At 52.0% G+C, this 22,693-nt stretch carries 18 protein-coding genes; 9 read left to right on the top strand and 9 right to left on the bottom strand.

The features are described from left to right. Positions 1 to 4: 4 nt before the first annotated feature. Positions 5 to 739 (bottom strand): 3',5'-cyclic-nucleotide phosphodiesterase, encoded by a 735-nt coding sequence (locus C5610_RS10720; protein WP_222842996.1) that lies wholly within the window; start codon positions 737 to 739, stop codon positions 5 to 7. A gap of 116 nt (positions 740 to 855) precedes the next feature. Between C5610_RS10720 and C5610_RS10715 the strand changes: the two genes are divergently transcribed. The 4 genes from C5610_RS10715 to C5610_RS10700 are packed head-to-tail and all read left to right on the top strand — an operon-like array spanning position 856 to position 4,935. Next, positions 856 to 1,497, top strand: coding sequence for a DUF998 domain-containing protein (locus C5610_RS10715; protein ID WP_105307799.1), 642 nt, complete (start codon positions 856 to 858; stop codon positions 1,495 to 1,497). Beyond that, positions 1,494 to 3,740 carry a heavy metal translocating P-type ATPase gene (locus C5610_RS10710; RefSeq protein ID WP_105307136.1) on the top strand — a complete coding sequence of 749 codons (2,247 nt, stop codon included), beginning with the start codon at positions 1,494 to 1,496 and terminating at the stop codon, positions 3,738 to 3,740. The genes C5610_RS10715 and C5610_RS10710 overlap by 4 nt, the downstream gene beginning before the upstream one ends. Positions 3,741 to 3,746: 6 nt before the next feature. Continuing rightward, positions 3,747 to 4,493 (top strand): glutamate racemase, encoded by a 747-nt coding sequence (gene murI, locus C5610_RS10705; RefSeq protein WP_105307135.1) that lies wholly within the window; start codon positions 3,747 to 3,749, stop codon positions 4,491 to 4,493. Positions 4,494 to 4,506: 13 nt separating this feature from the next. Further along, the gene (locus tag C5610_RS10700) at positions 4,507 to 4,935 is read left to right on the top strand and encodes an MAPEG family protein (RefSeq protein WP_105307134.1); all 429 of its coding nucleotides are present in this window, start codon (positions 4,507 to 4,509) and stop codon (positions 4,933 to 4,935) included. Here the strand turns inward: C5610_RS10700 and C5610_RS10695 are convergent. Then, positions 4,918 to 5,313 carry a hypothetical protein gene (locus C5610_RS10695; RefSeq protein ID WP_126820238.1) on the bottom strand — a complete coding sequence of 132 codons (396 nt, stop codon included), beginning with the start codon at positions 5,311 to 5,313 and terminating at the stop codon, positions 4,918 to 4,920. The two genes, C5610_RS10700 and C5610_RS10695, sit on opposite strands and share 18 nt — an antisense overlap. Before the next feature lie 236 nt (positions 5,314 to 5,549). Here C5610_RS10695 and C5610_RS10690 point away from each other — a divergent pair, with 236 nt between their 5' ends. Beyond that, positions 5,550 to 7,241: an NAD-dependent malic enzyme gene (locus tag C5610_RS10690; protein WP_105307132.1), complete on the top strand. Its 1,692-nt coding sequence runs from the start codon at positions 5,550 to 5,552 to the stop codon at positions 7,239 to 7,241. Positions 7,242 to 7,293: 52 nt separating this feature from the next. Here C5610_RS10690 and C5610_RS10685 read toward each other — a convergent pair whose 3' ends face one another. Beyond that, positions 7,294 to 8,448 (bottom strand): trans-sulfuration enzyme family protein, encoded by a 1,155-nt coding sequence (locus C5610_RS10685; RefSeq protein WP_105307798.1) that lies wholly within the window; start codon positions 8,446 to 8,448, stop codon positions 7,294 to 7,296. An 81-nt stretch (positions 8,449 to 8,529) separates the two neighbouring features. Here C5610_RS10685 and azu point away from each other — a divergent pair, with 81 nt between their 5' ends. The 3 genes from azu (at position 8,530) to C5610_RS10670 (ending at position 13,221) form a co-directional block, all read left to right on the top strand. After that, on the top strand, positions 8,530 to 8,979 hold the full coding sequence (gene azu / locus C5610_RS10680) for an azurin (protein WP_105307131.1): 450 nt from the start codon (positions 8,530 to 8,532) through the stop codon (positions 8,977 to 8,979). Between the two features lie 73 nt (positions 8,980 to 9,052). Further along, a complete protein-coding gene (locus C5610_RS10675; protein ID WP_241970624.1) occupies positions 9,053 to 10,111 on the top strand; it encodes an efflux RND transporter periplasmic adaptor subunit in 1,059 nt (352 codons plus the stop codon). Continuing rightward, positions 10,111 to 13,221 carry an efflux RND transporter permease subunit gene (locus tag C5610_RS10670; protein ID WP_105307130.1) on the top strand — a complete coding sequence of 1,037 codons (3,111 nt, stop codon included), beginning with the start codon at positions 10,111 to 10,113 and terminating at the stop codon, positions 13,219 to 13,221. The genes C5610_RS10675 and C5610_RS10670 overlap by 1 nt, the downstream gene beginning before the upstream one ends. On the opposite strand, the gene C5610_RS10665 is transcribed toward C5610_RS10670, so the two are convergent. From C5610_RS10665 to C5610_RS10655, 3 genes are read right to left on the bottom strand one after another with little or no spacing between them, the layout of a single operon-like run. Further along, the gene (locus tag C5610_RS10665) at positions 13,205 to 13,945 is read right to left on the bottom strand and encodes a transporter substrate-binding domain-containing protein (RefSeq protein WP_105307129.1); all 741 of its coding nucleotides are present in this window, start codon (positions 13,943 to 13,945) and stop codon (positions 13,205 to 13,207) included. The genes C5610_RS10670 and C5610_RS10665 overlap by 17 nt on opposite strands. Further along, the gene (locus C5610_RS10660; protein ID WP_105307128.1) at positions 13,942 to 14,403 is read right to left on the bottom strand and encodes a TerB family tellurite resistance protein; all 462 of its coding nucleotides are present in this window, start codon (positions 14,401 to 14,403) and stop codon (positions 13,942 to 13,944) included. Before C5610_RS10660 ends, C5610_RS10665 begins: the two co-directional genes overlap by 4 nt. A 23-nt stretch (positions 14,404 to 14,426) precedes the next feature. Further along, entirely contained in the window at positions 14,427 to 15,788 is a 1,362-nt protein-coding gene (locus C5610_RS10655; RefSeq protein WP_105307127.1) for a GAF domain-containing sensor histidine kinase, read from the bottom strand. A gap of 151 nt (positions 15,789 to 15,939) precedes the next feature. On the opposite strand from C5610_RS10655, the gene C5610_RS10650 reads away from it, so the two are divergent. Further along, complete coding sequence (locus tag C5610_RS10650) at positions 15,940 to 19,113, top strand: amidohydrolase family protein (protein WP_105307126.1); 3,174 nt, start codon at positions 15,940 to 15,942, stop codon at positions 19,111 to 19,113. Positions 19,114 to 19,137: 24 nt separating this feature from the next. Here the strand turns inward: C5610_RS10650 and C5610_RS10645 are convergent, their stop codons facing one another. The 3 genes from C5610_RS10645 to C5610_RS10635 all read right to left on the bottom strand — a co-directional run bounded on the left by C5610_RS10645 (position 19,138) and on the right by C5610_RS10635 (position 22,692). Beyond that, the gene (locus C5610_RS10645; RefSeq protein WP_105307125.1) at positions 19,138 to 20,076 is read right to left on the bottom strand and encodes a LysR family transcriptional regulator; all 939 of its coding nucleotides are present in this window, start codon (positions 20,074 to 20,076) and stop codon (positions 19,138 to 19,140) included. Between the two features lie 72 nt (positions 20,077 to 20,148). Next, positions 20,149 to 21,366 (bottom strand): ABC transporter permease, encoded by a 1,218-nt coding sequence (locus C5610_RS10640; protein ID WP_187346267.1) that lies wholly within the window; start codon positions 21,364 to 21,366, stop codon positions 20,149 to 20,151. A 12-nt stretch (positions 21,367 to 21,378) separates the two neighbouring features. Continuing rightward, entirely contained in the window at positions 21,379 to 22,692 is a 1,314-nt protein-coding gene (locus C5610_RS10635; protein ID WP_105307124.1) for an ABC transporter permease, read from the bottom strand. Position 22,693: the final 1 nt, after the last annotated feature.

Genomic DNA, 22,693 nt, shown 5'->3' with positions numbered 1-22,693 from the left:
CCAGCTAAAGTATGGTCCAGGGGCCATCACTGAGCGTCTGGCGTAGTTCTGATTCATAACTCGGTTTAAGGTGAGTCACCCAGACGTGCTTAATATCCTGCACCTGCAGTAAGGTGCGTTGTAGCATCGCCGGGGTCATGTGCTGTGTTTTCTCCGCAACTTCGGTCAGCCGATCAGGAAAAGCGCATTCGATCATTAATACATCAATCGGTGCCAGCCGGTTTAAGTCCGTGACTAACTGTGCAGACTCGGTACAATCCGCACAAAAAACATAGTGTAAGTGTTCACTTCTTACCGAATAGCCAACGGTGGGTATTTTGTGTTGCACGGCAAAGGGTTCGATCAACATCCCTTCGTGCTCGATGCGCTCACCGGCCTCGAGTTCAACCAGTTCAACAACGGCGGTAGCGCCACCGATAGCTTTGGTAAAGTCTGGCCAAATTTCGTCGTTAAAAATATTACGTTGCAATCGCTGCAGAGTTTCCGCTAAACCATAGACTTTGACCGGTAGATTAGGCTGTTCAAACTGATTGCTTAAAAACGTCGGTAGTGCCGCAATATGATCCATGTGTGCATGAGTAAGAAAGATATGCCGAATGCGATGCATTTCGGACAGTGACAGCGTTGCCAGACCGGTACCGGCATCAATCAGCGTGGACTCACTGATTTGAATGCAGGTTGAACCCTGTTGATTTTCACCACTCAAACCACCACTACAACCTAATACACGAAGAGACACCGGATCATCCTTATGGTTGACTGCACATCTATGATAGCGCAAGCATAGCAAAACTTTGCGCAACAATGGTGTTATGATAATTGTCCGTCGCCGAAAACATTCTCCAGGAGGCCGTTTTGCAAACAGCTACTCAAGCCAATACCGATAAAGCACAGGGCTTTATTCCGCAATTGATCATTCTGACGCTCTTTTGGGTTGGTCTGCAACTGGTGGCCAGTTGGGTAAAACCGGGCTTTGATCATATTGGCCAGTACATCAGCGAAATTAATGCCACCGGCACCCCAAAAGCTGGCGTGCTTGGCTGGGTTGGTTTTATTCCGCTGGCAATGATTGCGTTTAGCCTGTTGGTATCGATACGCAGCAAATTAACGCTGAACCGCATCAGTTACTGTGGCTGGTTACTGCTGTTTCTCTGGCCGTTTGGCTACCTGGCGGCAGCATTGGCACCCTGTGATGCCGGCTGCCCGGCTGATGGCAGCAGCTCGCAAGCCATCCACAATGTCGTCAGTGCGGCCAGCTATTATGGTTTCGCGTTGGGTGCTCTATTGTTGGCCTTAACCCCCAAAGCCTCATGGCCGGTACGGTTAGCGTTGGTGTTGCTGGCGGTTGTGATTGTGTTGGGCTTTTTGCTGATGACGTCTTATCCGTTAGTGGAAATTCGTGGTGCCATCCAACGCTATACAGAAATTGCTCAACTGGCGGTATTTTGGTTGTTGCTGTTTCTAACCCATAATCCCGATAAGGACGACAGCTTATGAGTGAACAACTTATCCGACTCAGTATTTCCGGGATGAGCTGCGCGTCATGCGCCGGCCGCGTTGATAAAGCATTGAATCAGCTTGAAGGGGTCAATGAGGTTGCGGTTAATCTCGCTTCGGACTCAGCTGAAATAAAGGCCGATAACGTCACCGTCGAACAATTGATAAAGGCCGTAAAAGATGCCGGTTATGATGCTCATGAAATCGTTGATCGTGACAAAGAAATGCGTGAACAGCGAGCGCGGCAACAGCAGGAGTTTAGTACCTTGCGCAGAGAACTCCTGGTAGCAACCTTACTGACGCTACCGGTTTTTATTTTGGCCATGGGCAACCATATGGTGCCGGCATTTTCTAACTGGGTGCATAACAGTCTTGGCTTACAAACCAGTTGGTGGATTCAGTTGGTGTTGACCTCAGTGGTCTTGTTTGTACCCGGCCGACGCTTTTATCGCATCGGTTTGCCGGCGTTAGCTAAGGGCGCACCGGACATGAATTCGTTGGTTGCGATTGGTGCGACAGCCGCGTGGGGCTATTCGGTGGTCGCTACAGTGTTGCCGCAATGGCTGCCGGAACAATCGATCAGTGTGTATTTCGAGGCTTCGGCGGTCATCGTTACCTTAATTCTGGCCGGACGCTACATGGAAGCGCGCGCCAAAAGCCATACCTCCGACGCCATCCAGCGTCTGCTCGGTCTGCAAAGCAAAACCGCGCGGGTGATCACCGCCGGTGAAGCGCGGGAAGTTGAGGTAAAAGAATTATCCAAGGGTGATGAAATCGAAGTACGACCCGGCGAAAAAATCCCGGTCGATGGCACGGTGACCAGTGGCGACAGCTACGTCAACGAGGCCATGATCACCGGCGAAGCCGAACCGGTGCACAAACAAGTTGATGATAAAGTGGTTGGCGGCACCGTCAACGAACGGGGCACGTTGCGATTCAAAGCGACGGCGATTGGAGAAACCACGGTATTGTCACAAATTATCCGCATGGTGGAGCAGGCGCAGGGGGCGAAGTTACCGATTCAGGACACCGTTAATAAAATTACGCTGTGGTTTGTGCCGGCGGTCATGCTGATTGCATTGTTGACCTTTGTCGTCTGGTTGTTTGCCGCAGGTGAAGACTCACTTACCTTTGCCTTGGTGAACGCCGTAGCGGTATTAATCATTGCCTGCCCCTGCGCGATGGGGCTGGCAACGCCAACGTCTATCATGGTGGGAACGGGGCGTGGTGCCGATCTGGGCGTATTATTCCGGCAGGGCAGTGCATTGCAGGCATTGCAGCAGGCTAATGCGGTGGTGTTTGATAAAACCGGAACGCTGACTGAAGGTGAGCCACAATTAACGGACTGGGTAACCGTTGATGCGGATGACGAACAGACACTTGCGCTAGCGGCAAGCGTTGAGCAACGCTCTGAACACCCCACCGCAGAAGCCTTAGTCGAGTTTGCCAAACAACAACAGCGACCGTTGAAGGACGTGCAGTCCTTTGAGGCACTGTCCGGTTTAGGTGTGGTGGGTCAAGCCGACGACAAGCAAGTACTGGTTGGCTCGAGTACATTGATGGCTGAACGAGCGGTTGATCTGCAGCAAGCCCCTGAGCAGGCGGCAGAGTGGTCTGACTCTGGCTTGACGCCTATTTACGTGGCAATTGATGGTCAGTTAAAGGCGATATTCTGTGTCAGCGATCCTGTTCGTAAAAGCGCCAAGGCGCTGATCCACGCGCTGCACCAGCGCGGTCTGAAAACGGCGATGGTAACCGGCGACGCGGAGTCGACCGCAAAGCGTATTGCGGCTGAACTGGGTATCGATAAAGTCGTGGCCGAAGTGAAACCCGATGGCAAAGTTGATGCGGTGAAGCAGTTACAAAGCCAGTGGGGTCGTGTTGTTTTTGTCGGCGACGGCATTAACGATGCGCCGGCTCTGGCTACGGCTGACGTAGGCTTTGCGATAGGAACCGGTACTGACGTCGCGATCGAATCCGCCGACGTGGTATTAATGTCGGACAATCTGAACGTGGTGCAGCAGGCGTTTGCGCTGTCTAAAGCCACGATGCGTAATATTCAGCAGAATTTGTTCTGGGCGTTTGCCTACAATACCGCGCTGATCCCGGTCGCCGCGGGTGTGCTGTTTCCGTGGTTCGGCATTTTGCTGTCACCAATGCTGGCCGCCGGTGCGATGGCCTTGTCGAGTGTGTTTGTACTAACGAATGCGCTGCGTTTAAAACGAATGACGTTGGAGAGTTAATCCAGCATGAAGCTTGGAATATTTGATAGTGGTGTCGGTGGTTTAACGGTAGCGCGCTCACTGCAACGCAGTGGGTGTTTTAGTCATTTGCTCTATTACGGCGACACCGCTCGGGTCCCTTATGGCAGCAAAGATGCGAATACGGTTACTCGTTACGCGCTGGAGGCGGTTGAGTTTTTTAACGGTGCAGATGTGGATGCGTTGGTGGTGGCGTGTAATACCGTCAGCGTGGTGGCGCTGGAGCAGATGCAACGTTATTCCAATAAGCCGGTCTATGGTGTGTTGGAGCCAGGCGTTATGGCGCTGCAACAATTGCCGGGAATTGACCAATCGGCATCGATTCTGGTTATCGCGACCCGTTCAACGATCGGTTCGGGCGAATATCAACGGCGTTTGAACGAACTGGGTTATCAAAAGGTGGCCGCGTTGGCTACCCCGTTGTTTGTGCCAATCGTCGAAGAAGAGCTGTATGAAGGCCCTATTTTACAGGAAACCTTCACGCATTATTTCGGTAACCTGCAACCACCGCAAGTGGTGGTGCTGGGGTGTACTCATTTTCCATTGATAGCGGAGCCAATTTCGGCGTATTTTAACGGTGCGCAAACCATTCATTCGGGTGAGGCAATGTTGCACTGGCTGCAACAGCAACTGGAACTGAAGCCGCAGTTTTCACAGACGCCGATTCAGATTCTGGCGTCCGAAAATGTCGAGGCGGTAAGACGAGTGGCGGCGCGTTGGCAGCTACAACTGTAATAAGGACGAAACGATGTTTTTAACTGATTATCGGGCAACGTTGATCTGGATGGCCGTCATTATCGCCACGGTGTTGGTGCAGTGGTTTGTCGCCAGTGGCACCAAAGCCAGACAGGCAGGTGCAATTCCCGGCAAAGAACCGCAGCAAATGAGCCATCAGGACTTTGTGTTTCGTGCCTGGCGGACGCATCAGAACTCACTGGAAAATCTCAGCCCAATGCTGGGCACGGTGGTGTTAGCGATATTGGCCGATGTTGATCCATTATGGACGGCGTCAGCGACGGCGGTGTTTGCGGTGGCTCGCATTGCTCATATGGTACTGTATTACGCGATAGCAACCGAGAAAAACCCAAGCCCCCGCAGTTACTTCTTTATGCTTGGGCTGTTAGCCAATATCGCGTTGTTGGTCATGGTGCTGGTGACGTTATTCAATGGGGCGTAAATCCGGTGGCACATAGGTTGTCGTAGCCGATGCTGAATTGAGTGTCTGCTGGGAATAATAGCGGTTGATAACGCCTTTCAGGTCATCCACCAAGTCACCGTTGTCATTAATGAAGTCACAGAAATCCGCATAATTGGCTTTGCGGATGCGAACGTTGATGATACGCAGTGAAGCAACCGTCAAGGTGTGGTGATAGGGAATCTCACCTAAGCCAAAGTTGCGCTCGGTGCGCAGTAACTCCACCACTTTTGACAGCGCGATCGGCCACGGGTGGGCGTTTAGATAAACCCAGGCCACACGCAAGTGCCAAAGGTGATCGATATCATCTTTGCCAAATGAACGTTGCTCAAGTTGTATTAAAAAGTCTTCGTCAGACATGGAGCATTCGTACATAACGTTACTTGGTGTATGTGTCCCTGGTTGAGCCGTTACCGGCGGTCTATCTTCGTGTGTTCGATTTAATTGAATTATACGCAGTTAATTACTTATCTGCATTCGATTTAGTTCAATCATTCAAGAATTTATGCCGGCACCGAAGAGAGCTGCCCTTTCGGCCTTAACATTTGCTATGATTAGCACTCAGTTACCCTGTACTGTTCTAGGAGTAAGTACTTATGTCAGATTCTGAACAACGCCCGTTATACATACCCTATGCGGGCCCTTCGTTGTTGGAAACGCCACTGTTGAATAAGGGCAGCGCTTTTTCAAAGGAAGAGCGTGCAGCATTTAACCTGACCGGGCTGTTACCGCCGCGCTACGAGTCGATAGAGGAACAGGCTGAACGCGCTTACATGCAGTACAAGAGCTTTGAAACGCCGCTAAACAAACACATTTATTTGCGTGCTATCCAGGATAACAACGAAACGTTGTTCTATCGCTTGCTGACTGATCATCTCGAAGAGATGATGCCGATTATTTACACACCAACGGTCGGTGATGCGTGCGAGAAGTTCTCTGACATCTACCGCAGTTCACGCGGTTTATTCATTTCTTATTCCGAGCGTGACCAGTTGGATGACATCCTTCGCAACGCGACCAAACAAAAGGTCAAGGTGATCGTGGTGACGGACGGAGAGCGCATTCTGGGGCTCGGTGATCAGGGCATTGGCGGCATGGGTATCCCGATCGGCAAATTGTCGCTGTACACCGCCTGTGGCGGTATCAGCCCGGCCTACACGCTGCCGGTGATGCTGGATGTTGGTACCAACAATGAAAAGCTGTTGAATGACCCGATGTACATGGGCGCTCGCCACAAGCGTATTAATCAGGAACAGTATGATGAATTCCTTGATAAATTTATTAAAGCGGTGACGCGTCGCTGGCCGAACGTCATGCTGCAGTTCGAGGATTTTGCCCAGCCTAACGCGATGCCGCTGCTGCGCCGTTACCGTGACCAGGTGTGTTGCTTTAATGATGATATTCAGGGCACTGCATCGGTTACCGTCGGTACCTTACTGGCCGCTTGCCGCAAGAAAAATAAGAAGCTGAGTGAGCAGAAAGTCGTTTTTGTCGGTGCGGGTTCAGCGGGTTGTGGTATCGCCGAACAAGTGATGATTCAAATGATGGCGGAAGGTCTGTCCGAAGAGCAGGCTAAGCAAAACATCTTCATGGTCGATCGTTACGGCCTGGTGGTCGACAGTATGAACGATTTACGCGACTTCCAGCAGGCGTTGGCACAGCCGCTGGCGCGTATTAACGAGTGGCAATACAGTGGTGACTATCCATCGTTGTTGGATGTGATTCACTGTGCAGAGCCGGATGTTTTGATTGGCGTTTCTGGTCAGGCAGGCTTGTTCACCGAACAGGTCGTTGAAGCGATGGCTAAGCATGTTGAACAGCCGATCATTTTCCCGTTAAGTAATCCGTCAAAACACGTGGAAGCGCACCCGGCTGATGTGATGAAATGGACTAAGGGTAAAGCCATTGTAGCGACCGGCAGTCCGTTTGGTTCTGTCGAATACGATGGCAAGCAGTATCCCATTGCGCAATGTAACAACAGCTATATTTTCCCGGGGATCGGCCTCGGTGTGATTGCCGTAAAAGCAAACCGAGTCAGTGATGAGATGTTCCGCGTTGCCAGTAAGACCTTGGCCAAAGCATCACCCTCGGCCAACGGCAAAGGCGAGCATCTGTTGCCGGCCTTTGATGATTTAGCACAACTGTCTAAAGACATCGCCTTTGCGGTTGGCAAGGTCGCTCAGGAAGAGGGCTATGCGTTGGAAATTGATGATGAACAACTGCGTGAGCGCATTGACAACAATTTCTGGAAGCCCGAATACCGCTTTTACAAACGCGTCAGCATCTAGCCTGTGGTGCCGTTGGCATGATGCTAACGCCCGATGGGGTTACTGACGGAAGTTATCCGAAGGCCTGTTCCAGATCCCGGAGCAGGTCTTTTTTACATTCAATGCCTACCGAAAGGCGCAGTAAATCATCCGGAACCGGACTTCCGGCCCCTTCGATGCTGGCGCGATGCTCAATCAGGCTCTCGACGCCGCCCAGTGAGGTTGCACGTTTCCACAACTGAGTTTTAGCGGCGGTCGCAATCGCTTGCTCAGCGCCACCCTGTAAACGTATCGACAGCATACCGCCAAAACCGCCCTGCATTTGCCGGCAGGCAACGTGATAGCCGGCAAAACTGGGTAATCCCGGATAAAGCACTTCTTTAACTTGAGGGTGTTGCTGTAATTGTTCCGCCAACCATAACGCCGACTCGCAACTCTCGCGCACCCGCAGGTGCAGAGTGCGCATACCGCGCAGTAATTGCGCAGCATCATTGGGGCCGGGAACACAGCCATTTTGCGCCCGCAAGGCAACGATTCGTTGCCAGAAAGCATTGTTGTCGCGACACGCCAAAGCACCAGAAATGACATCGGAGTGGCCGTTTAAATACTTGGTTGCCGAGTGCATAACCAGGTCAGCGCCAAGCTCCAACGGTTTAGTCAGCAGTGGTGTAGCGACGGTTGAGTCGACCGCCAGCATGGCGCCGTGACGCCGACAACTCTCGGCAATGGCTTGGATATCGGAAACGTTCCAGAGCGGGTTGCCCGGTGTTTCGAGCCAAACCAACTGTGCCGGTTGCTGCGCTAACGCCTGTTCGACCGCGCCGTCAATATGGGTATCAATAAATCGAACCTTTAAGCCAAAATCTTGCCCAAAGGTTCGTAACCAGTTGCGCAAGGCCCAATACATGACCGTAGGCGCAATGACGGCGTCACCGGGCTTAAGAGCCAGAAATATAGCTGTCGCCGCTGCCATGCCGGAACTGAAAATGCGCGCATCGGCGGCGTTTTCAAGTGCCATGATAAGCTCTTCCGGTGCGCGGTAAGTCGGGTTGTCTGCCCGTGAGTAAACCCGGCCACTGCGATATTGATTATCCTCATCACGCAAATAAGTGGTTGAGTTATATACTGGTGGTATCAGCGCTTGTTTGTCGTTGATGTCGTGCTGTTGCTGACAAGGAGAGCCTTGTGCAAGCAGCGACTGCGGCGCGAACGGAAGTTTTTGCGTCATAAACTGGCCCATAAAGTAATCTAAACAGGAAATCACACGTATTTATGGGTGTTATTTGATAGTAACCACAGGAGTAATGCAATGCGATTTTTAAAAACTATGGTACTGGGTTCATTGTTGTTTGTCGCAAACTCTGCGCTGGCGAACGAATGTGAGCTGACCATCGATAGCAATGATCAGATGAGATACGATAAAAAGGAACTGTCTGTTCCGGCAAGTTGTTCAGAAGTCACTTTGACGCTTACTCACTCAGGTAAGATGGGCAAAAAAGTGATGGGTCATAACTGGGTGCTGAGTAAAGCATCGGACATGCAGTCGGTTGTACAACAAGGTATGGCTGCTGGACTCGACAACCAGTACACCCCTGACTCTGACGCTGTATTGGCAGCAACGGACGTTATTGGTGGCGGCGAAGAAACGTCAATCACGTTTTCAACCGAGGGTATGGATGCAAACGGTAACTACAAGTTCTATTGCACCTTCCCTGGACACTCAGCCATCATGCAAGGTGTTTTCAAAATTACTAAATAGCTAGCGCTGATTCAAAACGCTAGAGTAAAAGCCCGTGTATGCCTTCATTCACGGGCTTTTAAATGGAGTATCGATGAAAGTTTTTGGTGTTGTATTAGGCATGGCGCTGACCGTTTTAACCGTCAGTTGGAGCCAGCTATCAGTGGCGCAAGGATTTGGCCCGCGGGAAGCATTAGTGATAGCGGAACAAGTTCAATTTGAACGTGAATCAAACCGGGTTGAGGCCGTTGGTACGGCACAGGCGCGACGGTCTGTCACGCTTTATCCGGCCGTCGGTGATCGTGTCGAAGCGGTGAATTTTAAGCCGGGTGACAAGGTGCAGGCGGGGCAAATACTGGTGCAATTGGATGACCGCCGGCAACAGGTCGCGTTGCAACAAGCCAAACTGAATTTACAGGATGCCGAACGTACGGTTGAACGGTTGCGCTCAAGTTTTGAACAGGGTGCTGTGCCGCAGTCTGAGTTAGATAATGCGATTTTATTGCGTGATCTGGCCGAGGTTGAAGTGCGCCGCGCCAAGACCGAAGTGGATGATCGCAAGGTCATCGCACCGTTTGAGGGCATTGTCGGCCTCACCGATATTGAAGAGGGCGATCGCATCACCGAACAGACCATTGTCACCACCATTGACGATCGCGATACGTTGCTGATTGACTTTCGTATTCCTGAAGCGGCTGTCAACCTGTTGCAGGAAGGCGCCGAATTGACCGTTCAGCCATGGCGTTATTCGGGACCGCCGGTTACGGCAGAAATTGTCGAGCGTGACTCACGGATCGACCCACAAACCCGTATGTTTCGCGCTCGCGCAGCCCTTGATAACAGTAAAGATGACTTTTTGCCGGGCAGCAGTTTCAGAACAGAAATTGAATTGCTTGGTCAGGAATTCGTGTCCATCCCCGAAGCGGCATTATCCTGGGGACCTAACGCCCCTTACATCTGGTTAGCAGAAAATCAGCAGGCGAAACGCATTGAAGTGCAAATCGAACAACGTCTCGAAGGCCGCGTGTTGGTGTCCGGTGACATCCAGCGGGACGATATCTTAATCGTTGAGGGTATCCAGAATTTGCGCGACGGTCAGGACATTAAGTTTAAAAATGTTGGCAGTGTTGACTCTGCAGAGGTGGCAGACTGATGGCTGATAACAAGCATCCTGCACCTGCCGAGGCGAATGACTTACCGTCACTGTCGATTCGCCGGCCGGTACTCATCGTTGTTCTCAATATTCTTATCGCGATTGCCGGTATCGCCGCCATCATGGGCGTTGAGGTACGTGAGTTACCCGATGTTGACCGTCCGGTGGTGACCGTGCGTGCCAATTTACCCGGTGGCGCTCCCGAAACCGTTGATGCCGAGGTTACCAGCGTCCTGGAAGGTGCTGCGGCACGTGTTTCAGGGGTTAAATCCATTCGTTCACAGTCCGAAGAAAACTCCGCCCGAACGGTGGTCGAATTTCGTCCCGGTGTCGATTTAGACGTCGCCGCCAGTGAAGTGCGAGAGTCAGTTAACCAGGTGCGGCGAGAACTGCCCGAGGAAGTCGAGCAGGTTAACGTTGTTAAAGCGGATGATGACGCCAGAGCGGTGTTAGACATTGCGGTCAGCAGTGACTCGCTGAGTTTAGAAGAATTAACCCGCCGGCTGGAAACGGACGTGGCGCCGGAGTTTCTGTCAATTGACGGCGTTGCCGATGTACGCCTTAACGGCGCTCGTGAACGGGTACTAAGGGTTGCCATCGATCCGCTGAAACTCAGTAGCTTTGGGCTCTCTGTCACCGATGTGGCCGATGCGCTGCGGCAAGCACCTTTTGACGTTCCAGCCGGTAGTCTGCGCTCAACCGATCAGCGCATCATTATTCGCGCCGACGCCACGTCGGTTACCGCCGAACAGGTTGAGAACATCATCATCGAGGCCGATACTCGTGTCGGCGATGTGGCACAGGCCTATTTTGGCCCGGCCGATGCGAGCAGCTTTGTACGTCTTAACGGCAAACCGGTCGTCGGTGTCGGGGTGATTCGTCAGGCTGGCTCCAATACCATCGAAATTTCCGACCAGGCACTGGCGATGTTGGAGCGATTACGGCAGCGTTTCCCGGATATGGAAATGAAGGTGACCAATGATGATGCGCTGTTTATCCGCAAATCGGTTACCGAAGTCATTACCACACTGGCAATTACCATTGCGCTCGTGGTAGCCACACTCTGGGTCTTTATTGGCTCCTTCCGGGCTACCATTGTGCCTGCCCTTTCGATTCCGGTGGCGCTGTTTGGCGCAATCTCGGCGATTTGGCTGATGGGATTCTCCATCAATATTTTAACGTTGCTCGCGTTAGTGCTGGCTACCGGCTTAATTGTCGATGACGCCATTGTCGTCACTGAAAATATTCAGCGTCGCCGGGGCATGGGGCTGGGTCCCAGAGCGGCGGCCGTTTTGGCGACTCGGGAAGTGTTTTTTGCGGTGGTTGCGACCACCGCCGTATTGGTTGCGGTATTTGTGCCGATAGCATTTTTACCGTCCACCGCCGGGCGTTTGTTCCGGGAATTTGGGGGCGTACTGGCCGCCGCGGTGATCATTTCCTCGTTTGTGGCACTGTCATTGGTCCCCGCTTTTACCGCGAAACTCCCGAAGGATGCCGGACGGCGAAATATTTTTCGACCAATTGGCCACTGGTTTAAACGGGGCTATGAGAAAACACTGCACAAGGCGTTGAATTTTTCCTGGGTGATTGTTGCTGCTTCGCTGGTGGCCGCAATCGGTGCCGGGTTTATTTACGATCGCGTCGCCTCAGAGTTATTGCCATCAGAGGACCGCGGCGTGGTGCGGGTGTTTTCCCGAGGCCCGGACGGTGTGGGACTTAACTTTATGGATCGGCAGACTCGGCAACTGGAAGATATCCTGATTCCTTATCAGGAAGCTGGTGTTTTCGATTCCATCTATACCGTGGTCGGCCAGTGGGATGTAAACCTGAGCTTCATCACCGCCAATATGCAGCCATGGGAAGAACGTGATATTTCACAACAGCAGGTGATTGAGGAAATACGTGGCCCGCTGTCGCAAATCCCGGGAGCACCCGGTCGAGCGTTTGGCTCCAACTCACTGGACGTGAGAGGAGGTCAGGGTGGTGGTGCCGTGGAGATGGCCATCACCGGTGAAAACTACACCGATATTTTTAATGCCGCACAGGAATTTACCGCGGCAGTGGTGCAACAGGCGCCACAACTGACCAATCCGGATATTTCTTATCAGCCAACGCAGCCGCAACTGCGGTTTAAGATTGACCGCCGCCGTGCCGCGGAGCTGGGGGTCTCGCTGAGTGATGTGTCGACCACTCTGCGGGCGGCGATTAATGGTGACGACGTTGCCGACCTTAATGTCGGCGACCAACGTATACCGGTGATTTTGCAGACCCGAGTGGGCAGCATCCAGTCACCTCAGGACATGCAAAACCTGTATGTCTCTTCGAACTCAGGCGAACTGGTACCGATTTCCAGTGTGGCTGAGATTGTCGAAGAGGGCGTATCGGCGGAACTGGAACGTCATGGTCAACGGCGTGCTATCGAAGTGCAGTTTGAGATACCCGAAGATTATCCATTATCTGAAGCAACCGAAATTCTGCGCAACATCGCACAGGAGGAGTTGCCGGCGGGTATGGGGCTGCTGTTCCTCGGTGAAGCACAAACCTTCGAAGACACCAATCGTGAAGTCGCGATGACTTATATTCTGGCGTTTTTGATTGTGTTGCTGGTGTTAGCCGCGCAGTTTGAAAGCGTCAACAGTGCGGTGGTGGTGATGTTAACGGTACCTTTTGGTATTGCGGCCGCCATTTATGCGTTGTTCCTGACCGGTATTTCACTCAACATCTATTCGCAAATTGGCCTGGTCATGTTGATTGGTCTATTGGCGAAAAACTCGGTGCTGTTGGTCGAGTTTGCGGATCAACTTCGAGATCGTGGTAACAGTGTACGTGATGCGATTGAACAGGCAGCATCGATTCGGTTACGGCCAATTATGATGACGTTGGTGTCGACCATCCTTGGTGGTTTGCCGTTGATCCTGTCGACCGGTGCCGGGGCTGAAGCACGTAATTCCATCGGTTGGGTGGTGTTCGGTGGTCTTGGTTTGGCAACGGTATTTACGCTTTATCTGACACCGGTGCTTTATTTGTGGCTGGCTCGCTTTACCAAGCCACGGGCGGATGAATCGGCGCGTTTAAGCCGCGAGCTTGAGGAAGCTAACGAATCGGCTTAATATCCCATTGCTTGCGCAGGCGGTCTAAGGTGCCGTCCTGCTCAAGCGCTGCCAATGCCTGATTGAGCTTATTTAATAATTCCTGGTTGCCCTTATTAACCGCCATTGCAACAGGGGTAACCTCCTTTGGTTGCCAAAGTATTTTTAATTCAAGGCCATACTGTGCTGCCAGGTAGTGTGCTACCCGTTGTGGCATGATCACGGCCTCCACCTCACCCACCGCCAGTTGCGCCATCGCTTCTTTTTTAGAGCTGGCTTGTTCAATACGAATGGCGTCACGTAAGCCGAGCTCGACCAAGTGCGTTTCCAGCGCTGAGTGACGATCGCCGCTAATGCGTTTGCCAATTAAATCGCGAACATTTTCAATCTGTTGATTAGAGGACAGGATAAAAAGTGTCGGGCGACGTTCGTAGTAAGGCGTGGAAAAATCAAAGTATTGCTGACGAATAGCGGTCGCTTCCATACCGATGGCGATATCCAGTTCGCCGTAGCGTAATAAACTGACGACGTTGTCCCAATCGTACTGATTAAGCTCTAGAGGTTCATCAAGTTTCGCGTAGATGGCGTTGATAACAGCCACGTCAAAACCGGTGAGCTCACCCTGGTAAAAAAATTGATAAGGTGGATAGCCGGTCGCCATACCGGCTTGTGTATCGGCGGCCGCAGGCTGACTGATGCCTAGTAGAATAAGTGCTATCGGCAACAGGCGCTGCGGACGGTTCATAATCGCTCTGCAACCTTTAGCTTGGTTTTGATGAAGTCTGCGTGAGAGATGTATAGTAAATCGGCCAATTTGCGTAGCATGCTTTCTTCGTGTGGATCTAACATACTGTCAGCATAGGCAAGGCGCCAAAGATTTTCCAGTAAATCGATCTTGTCGGCGTATGGCAGGTCTTTCAGTGGGGCGGTGAAATGTTGCAACGACGCGGCTTCACTGACCTCCTTACGGGCTGCTTCAATGGCGGTTTCAGCCTGACGCTCGGTTAGCGCGTAGTCGCGCATGAGATCGCCGCGTAAAAATGCGTGTTCATCGGCTGAGAATTGGCCATCAGCGAGTGCGATTTCCACCATCAATATCAAGCTCAGGGTCTGGCTTTGGCTCAGGCCTTCAATGGTTTGTTCAGTCGTCGCCTGTGGCTGCGATAGCTTGGCTTGAATCAATTGTTGCAGTCTCTTTAGCATGGCATAACCGTTTCTCTATAACGTTAAAGGTTAGGAATCAGTAGAATAAACTCACTGCCTTCCCCTGGTGTTGATTGGACGTCAATCTGACCTTTGAGTTTCCGGGTCACTAAGTTATAAACGATGGACAAGCCCAGTCCGGATCCCCCGTGATCACGAGCGGTTGTATAAAAAGGTTCAAAGATACTTTTTAAGGTACGGGTTTCCATACCTTTGCCGTTATCTTTAAAACGCACCACGGCACCGTCCTCATGAGCTTCGACGCTGATGCTGATGTGATGTTTTTCATCGGCCTCGGTAAACGCGTGTTCATGGCAATTAGAGACCAGGTTGGTAATGATCTGAGCCAGTGCGCCTTGATAGGTTTTTACTTTGATGCGCTCGTCAGCATCAATACTGATACTGACTTTTTTCTTTTTCACCATCGGCTTTAGGCTGATAACCAGTGCATTAAGGTAATCGGCCAATGCGCATTCGACCAGTTCAAAGCTTGATTGGTCGACGGCCGTTTTTTTGAAGTTTTGAATCAGACTGGCGGCACGTTCAAGATTACTGCTCAGTAACGTGTACGCATCGAAGGTGTCGCTAATAAAGGTCGCCAGTTGTTTGCGGGAAATGCTGCCGTCTTCAAACGCCGTACGCAATTTTTTTAACCGATGCTCGCAGTGTGTGGTTGCCGTCACCGCAATACCAAGCGGTGTATTTACCTCGTGGGCAACGCCGGCAACCAGTTTGCCCAACGCGGCCATTTTCTCGGTCTCGACCAGCCGGTCCTGAGCCTGTTTAAAGTTATCCAACGCCTCCTGCAAGGACTTGGTGCGTTGTTCGACAATGGCTTCCAGCTGCTCGTTTTGTTTAAGCAGCATTTGTTCAAACTGTACCCGCTCCGCCGAACTCATGGCGCGGCCGTAGATATCGGCAAGAATTCCGGCAAAGGCGACTTCATCCTCCGTCCATTTGCGTTCCGCTTTGCGGCTTTCACAACACAACACACCGACCATTTCGCCTTTATGGCGTAGCGGCACATCCAACATGCCGTAAATGCCATAAGCGGTCATATACTCCGCTAATTCGTGGGTTGCCGGGTGTTGCTTTGCATTGTTCGCAATAATGGTGCGCTCGTTACGCAGGGTCGCGAAGTAATCAGGATAGTCATCCTCGCTGATTTTTAGTGTCTGCGAGGTGTCGCTGCTGTTTTTATCGATGATGAGTTGTGAACTCATCTCATGCGTACTGCCTTTAAATAGCCAGATGCCAACGCGGGTGATCTGAAGCCCGTCCATGATGGCTTCTAAAATGGTTTCCGTGGCTTTATCCAGCTGGCCGCCGTCAATATCGGCTGATCGTGAGACAGCGAGCAATATGTTTTCCAGTCTTTCCTGCATACCTGCGTTCCGAAGTTTTCCTGATAGTAACTATACAGAAGCCAGTGTTATTGTCTATTGAACGTCCATTTCGACGAACTGGCCGAGCCCGGCTAGACATTCTTGCCGATTCGTTTTACAAAAAGATAAATTCAAAAGCAAAGTGAATACAATGAAAAAAACACTACTTTCGCTGGCCGTAACTGCTTTAGTTTCTGGCGTTGCGTATGCACAGCAGGAAAATGCCGAGAGCTGGAATGTCGATCAACCTAAAGGGGTGTTCGACACCGTTGATATTAAGGTTAATTCCGGTACCTGGATGAACGTCGATTTGAGTCCGGATGGTAAAACCATCGTCTTTGATTTACTCGGCGACATTTATCGTATGCCAGCCAACGGTGGAAAGGCTGAGCGTCTGACCAGTGACATCGCCTGGCAAATGCAACCGGTGTTCTCACCTGACGGTCGCCAAATCGCCTTTACCTCTGACCAGGGTGGCGGTGACAACATTTGGGTGATGGACGCCGATGGTTCTAATCAGCGTGCGGTGACCAATGAGACCTTCCGGCTGCTAAATTCGCCGGCATGGTCACCTAACGGCGAGTTTATCGTTGCCCGAAAACACTATACTGCAACGCGTTCACTGGGCGCCGGCGAAGTGTGGATGTATCACGTCAGTGGCGGTACCGGAGTGCAGTTAACGGAACGCCCGAACGATCAAAAAGATCTTGGCGAACCGGCTTTCTCACCGGACGGTAAATACATCTATTTTTCTCAGGATGATACCCCGGGTAAAACATTCCACTACAGTAAAGATTCGTTGGAAGGCATTTATGAGATCAAACGCTTTGAACGAGAAAGCGGTGACATTGAGACGTTAATTGCCGGTGCTGGTGGGGCGATTCGCCCGACCCCGTCACCGGATGGGCGCTATTTGGCCTACATTAAGCGGGAAGACTTTAACAGCGTCCTGTACGTGATGGATCTGACCACCGGTGAGCATCGTCGTGTCTATCGCAATATGGAACGCGACATGCAGGAAACCTGGGCTATTCACGGTGTGTATCCAAAAATGGACTGGACGCCGGACAGTAAAGAGCTGGTGTTTTGGGCCGGTGGTCATATTCAACGGCTGAATGTGGCATCGGGTGACGCCCGTATCATTCCATTTTCTGTGGAAACCAGCAAGCAAGTACAGAAGCCGCTGCGCTTTGAGCAGGACATCGATCAGGATCGTTTTGCGGTAAAAATGCTGCGAATGACGCAGGTATCACCGGACGGTGACGAAGTCATTTATGAGGCGTTGGGTCGCTTGTATCGTAAAAGTCTGCCGGATGGTGAGGTTGAGCGCCTTACCGATGCGGATCGGATGGAACTCTATCCAAGCTACTCGCGCGACGGGGATAAGCTGGTTTTTGTCAGTTGGGACGATCAGGCACTGGGGCAAGTTATTGTCCGTGATCTGAGTTCCGGAGAGGAAACCGTCCTGAACACCGGCGGCGGTACCTTTGTCGAACCGGTATTTTCGCCGGATGGCCGCAGTGTGGTGTATCGCAAAGTCAGTGGTGGCTATATCACCAGCGACAAATATGGACTGGAAACCGGGATCTATCAGATCGCACTGGATGCCGAGCAGCCACGCAAAATCGCCGACAACGGTTGGTTGCCGCAGTTTGGCGCGCGCAACGATCGGCTGTACTTGATGACGCCGGCGGCTAAGCCAACCTTAAGTGTGGTGGATCTGGAAACCTTGCAGGCACGCCCGTTGTACCAGTCTGAGTTAGCGACAGAATACCGGGTGTCGCCGGACGGTAAACAGCTGGCCTTTGCGGAACGCTTCAAAGTGTTTGTAACGCCGCTGGTCGAGCGTGGTGAAGTGATTAATGTCGGTCCGGGCGATCAACAAATGCCGGTCAAACAGCTGTCGGTTCGCGCCGGCGAGAGCTTGTCGTGGACAGCGGACAGTGCACAAATCTACTGGACACTGGGCCCGGAACTTTACCATACCGACGTCAGTGGTGCGTTCAACGCCGGTGTCGATGAGCAGACTTTACAAACCGACAGTGGTCTGAATATCGGGTTTACTGCCGACGCCATGGTACCTGATACCACGGTTGCTTTTGTCGGTGGTCAGGTGATCACGATGGAAGGTGACACCGTCATTGAAAATGGTGTGGTAGTGGTTGAAAACAACCGCATTACCGCGGTCGGTACGGCCGAAGAGGTTGACATCCCGGCGGGTGCCGAAGTGATTGACACCAGTGGTAAAACGGTGATGCCTGGCTTGTTTGATGCCCATGCGCACGGTGCCCAGGGGGCTAATGAAATTATCCCTGAACAAAACTGGGGACAATATGCCAACCTGGCCTTCGGCGTAACCAGCATTCACGATCCGTCCAACGATACTACGGAGTTTTTTGCCGCTGCCGAAATGCAAAAAGCCGGTTTGATTGCGGCACCTCGTCTGTATTCAACCGGAACCATTTTGTACGGTGCGCATGGTCCGGGCTATACCTCTCATGTTGATAGTCTTGAGGACGCCAAATTCCACCTGGAGCGTCTGAAGAAAGTGGGCGCATTCTCAGTGAAAAGTTATAACCAGCCGCGCCGCAACCAGCGTCAACAAGTGGTAGAAGCCGGCCGTCAACTGGAAATGATGGTGGTTCCTGAAGGCGGTTCGCTGTTACAACACAACCTGACGATGGTGGTTGACGGACATACAACGATTGAACACTCGCTGCCGGTTGCTTCCATTTACGATGATATTCGTCAGTTATGGGATCAGACGGACGTTGCGTATACACCGACCCTGGGCGTGGCGTACGGCGGCATTTGGGGTGAAAACTACTGGTACGCGGAAACCGACGTATGGAAGCACCCTAAGCTGTCGTCATTTGTGCCGCAGGAGTTTTTAGTGGGTAAGGCGATGCGTCGCGAAAAAGCGCCTCATAACCATTACAACCACTTTAATAATGCCGAAGTGGCGGCGGAGTTGCAGGATCTGGGTGTGGACGTGCTCTCAGGCGCCCACGGTCAGCGCGAAGGGCTGGCACAACACTGGGAGATCTGGATGATGGCACAGGGTGGTATGACACCATTAGAAGCACTGCGTACGGCAACCATTGCGCCGGCAGAAGTGTTTGGTATGGATCATCAGGTTGGTTCGCTCAAGGCCGGAAAACTGGCTGATATCATTGTGATTGACGGTGATCCGCTGGAGAACATTCGTGACACCGACAAAGTGACTCATACGATGGTCAATGGTGTCTTGTACGACGCCAAAACGATGGATCAGTTGTTACCGTCAGTACAGCAACGGGAACCGTTCTTCTGGGAGAAAAACTAGTTAAAAAATAGGGGGGCGACCCCCTCAGGCTTCGGTCGCCGCGGTATCGGCCACAATTTGGCGGAACCAGCGGTGGCCGGCGTCGTGTTGCAGCAATGGGCTCCAGATCATGGTCAGGGTAAGCCCCGGGATGGTGAAAGGTGGCTCTTTCATCACCAAAAACTCATCGCCTTCATACAACGACGCCGCCCGCGTCGGTAGCGTTGCAACCAGCCCCTGCCGTGCTAAATACATAGCGACATGATAATTACGGGTAAAGACCTTAATGTGGCGACGGCACTCAAGTTGATCTAACGCTTCATCAACCCAACCCAGTTTCTGGACATCGTGTGGATCCATGCCTACACCGACCCCAAACCCTGTTTTACTGACCCAAACGTGCTGCGCTTTTAAGTATTCATCCAGGGTGTAATTTTTCAGCAACGGATGATCTTTGTGGATTAGACAGGAAAAATCATCCTGCCAAAGCACCTTCTGATGGAAGGACTGCGGCAGTTTTTCGAAGCGGTTGATGGCGAGATCAACTTTACCGTTTTCGACGTCGTGAAAGCTGATGTCGCTGGGGGTCATAATATCAAGGGACACATTGGGCGCCTGCTCATCAAGCGCTTCCAGTAAACGAGGCATCAGGGTTGAGGCCGCATAGTCAGACGCCATGATGCGGAATACCCGGTCACTGGTTGCGGCTTCGAATTCACGCACCGGCTGGATCATTTCTTCCACCGAGTACAAGACCGTACGCAGTGATTCCTGCATATCCAGTGCTCGTTGGGTTGGTACCATGCCTTCGCTGGTGCGCACTAAAATGGGATCATTGAGCAGGTTACGCAGGCGCTTAAGGCCGTTACTCATGGCCGGTTGAGTAATGTTAAGCTGCGCTGCGGCACGCGTTACATTGCGTTCGCGCAACAGCACATCCAGATAAACCAGTAAGTTAAGATCGATGTCTTTAATGGTATTCATAGAGCGCCTGAATATAATCCCGATACAGAAAATGTATCGGGATTATAAGCGCAGTGAATAGTTAACGCCAGTCTAGATGTTGCGCGTCGCGGTCGCCGGCGAAATGTGAGCGGCTCGTAACGCCGGACCATAGACAGCCAACAATCCGACAGCAAGTAATGCCAGCATGGCGATGGGCAGGTAGATGAGATTGAGCCGTGGTAAATCAAAGGTACTGACCAGCCACATATTCAGTGCGACGCTGCCGGCGCAACCGATGACAACGCCGGTAAAGGTGATTAACACATTTTCGGTTAAAAAGTAGCTGATGATATCACCACGACTGGCGCCTAACGCACGACGGGTACCAATCTGACGGCGACGACGGTTGATGGTAAATGAGATCAAGCCGACGATACCCAGCGCCGTTATGATCATCAGAGTGACGATAATCACCCATAGAATCGACTGCAGTGCCGTGTCATTGCGATAACTGTCGCTGCGCAACTGATTGACGGTGTCGTGCTCGAGTACCATTCGTCCGACATCGCGTTGTTCCATTTGCGCCACTGCTTGTGGCATAACTGCATCGCGGCTGCCCGGACTGGTTCGCACTAAGTAGTGGGCATAGACCGAGTCGGACTTTTGCGGTACCAACATGGCGTGCTCAATATTTCCCCAGCCAACCCAGGGGGCGTGCAGTTGTTTGATCACGGCAACGACCGTCATCGGCTCGTCATCGCCGGTGTAGAGTGTTCTGCCGACAGCTTGCTGTGGCTCCAGATCCGGGAATAAAGACGTGGCTAAGGTCGCGGTAATCATCACCGTTTGCGGCCAGTCGCCTTTGTTCATTTCACGCCAGGTAATGTCGGTTGGCTTGAAGTTTTCACCGGCCAACAGTTCGATACCCATGGCATTAACGGCATGGTCGTCAACATAGTAAACCGCGGCGCCGGCATCACCGGCGTCTTCGCCGGCGGCATTTTTTATGGTACGCGAAGAGCCGCTGTTGGACATGGGTAAGGCGTTGATCTGGATGGCATCAACCACGCCCGGAACATTGCGCAACAGGTCCAAATCGCTGTCAGTAACATAACGGGCATCGTAGTTTTGATCATAACCAATGGTAGTAATGTAAAACTGGTTGCTTTCATCCAATCCAGAGTCTCGCGACATCAGATCGTCGCGACTGGTGATCAGATGGATGGCATTGACAATGATCGTCATCGTCACGGCCACCTGCAACGCGATAAGAACAGCACCTACCTTGTTGCGCAATAACGCGCGAAAAATCGGTCCAATGTGATTCATGGCAGGTTCTCCTTATTGTGTTTTCAGTTGTGAGGCCGGAGGAATACGACAGGCTCGCCAGGTTGGGTAGGCACCCGCCAGCAAGCTGCTGATAATCGCCAGGGCGATACCAATGCCGACCAGGGTCAGATCCAGTTCGGCCAGACCGGCAAGGTTGTCGCCGTACAACGCTTTAATACCCTGTAGCCCGCACCAAGCCAGTAACAGACCACCGATGCCTCCGCCCACGCCAATGAGTGCTGTTTCCACCAGATGCTGCCAGTAAAGATCGGTACGGCTGGCACCGACGGCGCGACGCAATGCGATCTCGCCGGACTTAGCGACAAACTTGGTCAGCAGCAGACCAACGGTATTAAGCAGGCAGACCACCAGGAACATCAGTGCCAGATACATCATCACCTGCGCGTCGTCGTCAACGACCTGCTGGTTTTCCATCCATTCCATCACATCCGACAGACGGTTGTTCAGCGGCCGCGGGAAACGACCCAATTGTTTTTGTTGTTCGACATAGGCATTCAGGAAGCTCATATAGTCCTGTTCGGCTGCAGCGCTATCCAATTGCACCCAAAATTGGTAATTAATGCATTCAGACTGCAGAAAAGCCGCAAAACCTTCGCCTTCAGGAGACTTCCAGCAGTTGGTGTTACCACTGTTGGGCATCTCTATGGTTTCTCTTAACTTAAACGGCACATAGCCGTGTTCCATATTATTGAAAGCGCCGGTGGTAACGTCGTAAAAACGCGGTTTAAGCTCCCAGCTATCGAGCACGCCAACCACCTCAAACTGCTTGTCCATGAGAGTGATGGTTTGCCCCACCGAGTTGGCGCCGTCGAATACCTCGTCGTTGGTTTTCTTGCTCAACACAATGCTCAGGTGACCTTGCTTATCGGCTTCGTCAGACCATGGTTGGCCGTATAAAAATGGCGGTTCGAACATGTCGAAGAAATCGTTATGGGTTAACCGTAAATGCGCCATGAACGGTTTCTTGCCAAGTCCTTCCGGCTCAACAACGGCGGCGGACTGACTCATGGCTGCCTGATATTTTGCGGCTCCGGCTTCTTTTAATTGAGTCGCGTCCCGATAGGTCAGCTGATCCGGCGGCTCATTCGGTTCACTGTAGGGTTGGTTGGGATCCCAGCTGTCCAGTTGCACATAAAACAGCTGCTCACTTTTGTCAGGAATCGGGTTGGCAGACATCAAATAATTGATGGTTAAGGTTGTCATTGCTGCACCAATACCCAACGCAATGGCAGCCATCATTAAGGTTGACAGCACAGGGTTGCGCCGGATGCTGAGCCAGGCCAGGCGAAGATAATACATAAACATA

Origin of the sequence: Idiomarina sp. OT37-5b, from assembly GCF_002968395.1 — a bacterium.
Taxonomy (GTDB): domain Bacteria; phylum Pseudomonadota; class Gammaproteobacteria; order Enterobacterales; family Alteromonadaceae; genus Idiomarina; species Idiomarina aquatica.
Note: the sequence above shows the minus strand (reverse complement) of the source record. Positions and strands in the feature narration are given on the sequence as shown.

Bases quoted from the DNA above. Each gene is read 5' to 3' on its own strand.
- murI (WP_105307135.1), top strand. From the start codon at position 3,747: ATGAAGCTTGGAATATTTGATAGTGGTGTCGGTGGTTTAACGGTAGCG.
- C5610_RS10700 (WP_105307134.1), top strand. From the start codon at position 4,507: ATGTTTTTAACTGATTATCGGGCAACGTTGATCTGGATGGCCGTCATT.
- C5610_RS10685 (WP_105307798.1), bottom strand. From the start codon at position 8,448: ATGACGCAAAAACTTCCGTTCGCGCCGCAGTCGCTGCTTGCACAAGGC.
- C5610_RS10640 (WP_187346267.1), bottom strand. From the start codon at position 21,366: ATGAATCACATTGGACCGATTTTTCGCGCGTTATTGCGCAACAAGGTA.
- azu (WP_105307131.1), top strand. From the start codon at position 8,530: ATGCGATTTTTAAAAACTATGGTACTGGGTTCATTGTTGTTTGTCGCA.
- C5610_RS10670 (WP_105307130.1), top strand. From the start codon at position 10,111: ATGGCTGATAACAAGCATCCTGCACCTGCCGAGGCGAATGACTTACCG.
- C5610_RS10690 (WP_105307132.1), top strand. From the start codon at position 5,550: ATGTCAGATTCTGAACAACGCCCGTTATACATACCCTATGCGGGCCCT.
- C5610_RS10675 (WP_241970624.1), top strand. From the start codon at position 9,053: ATGAAAGTTTTTGGTGTTGTATTAGGCATGGCGCTGACCGTTTTAACC.
- C5610_RS10660 (WP_105307128.1), bottom strand. From the start codon at position 14,403: ATGCTAAAGAGACTGCAACAATTGATTCAAGCCAAGCTATCGCAGCCA.
- C5610_RS10665 (WP_105307129.1), bottom strand. From the start codon at position 13,945: ATGAACCGTCCGCAGCGCCTGTTGCCGATAGCACTTATTCTACTAGGC.
- C5610_RS10645 (WP_105307125.1), bottom strand. From the start codon at position 20,076: ATGAATACCATTAAAGACATCGATCTTAACTTACTGGTTTATCTGGAT.
- C5610_RS10635 (WP_105307124.1), bottom strand. From the start codon at position 22,692: ATGTTTATGTATTATCTTCGCCTGGCCTGGCTCAGCATCCGGCGCAAC.
- C5610_RS10695 (WP_126820238.1), bottom strand. From the start codon at position 5,313: ATGTCTGACGAAGACTTTTTAATACAACTTGAGCAACGTTCATTTGGC.
- C5610_RS10710 (WP_105307136.1), top strand. From the start codon at position 1,494: ATGAGTGAACAACTTATCCGACTCAGTATTTCCGGGATGAGCTGCGCG.
- C5610_RS10655 (WP_105307127.1), bottom strand. From the start codon at position 15,788: ATGCAGGAAAGACTGGAAAACATATTGCTCGCTGTCTCACGATCAGCC.
- C5610_RS10650 (WP_105307126.1), top strand. From the start codon at position 15,940: ATGAAAAAAACACTACTTTCGCTGGCCGTAACTGCTTTAGTTTCTGGC.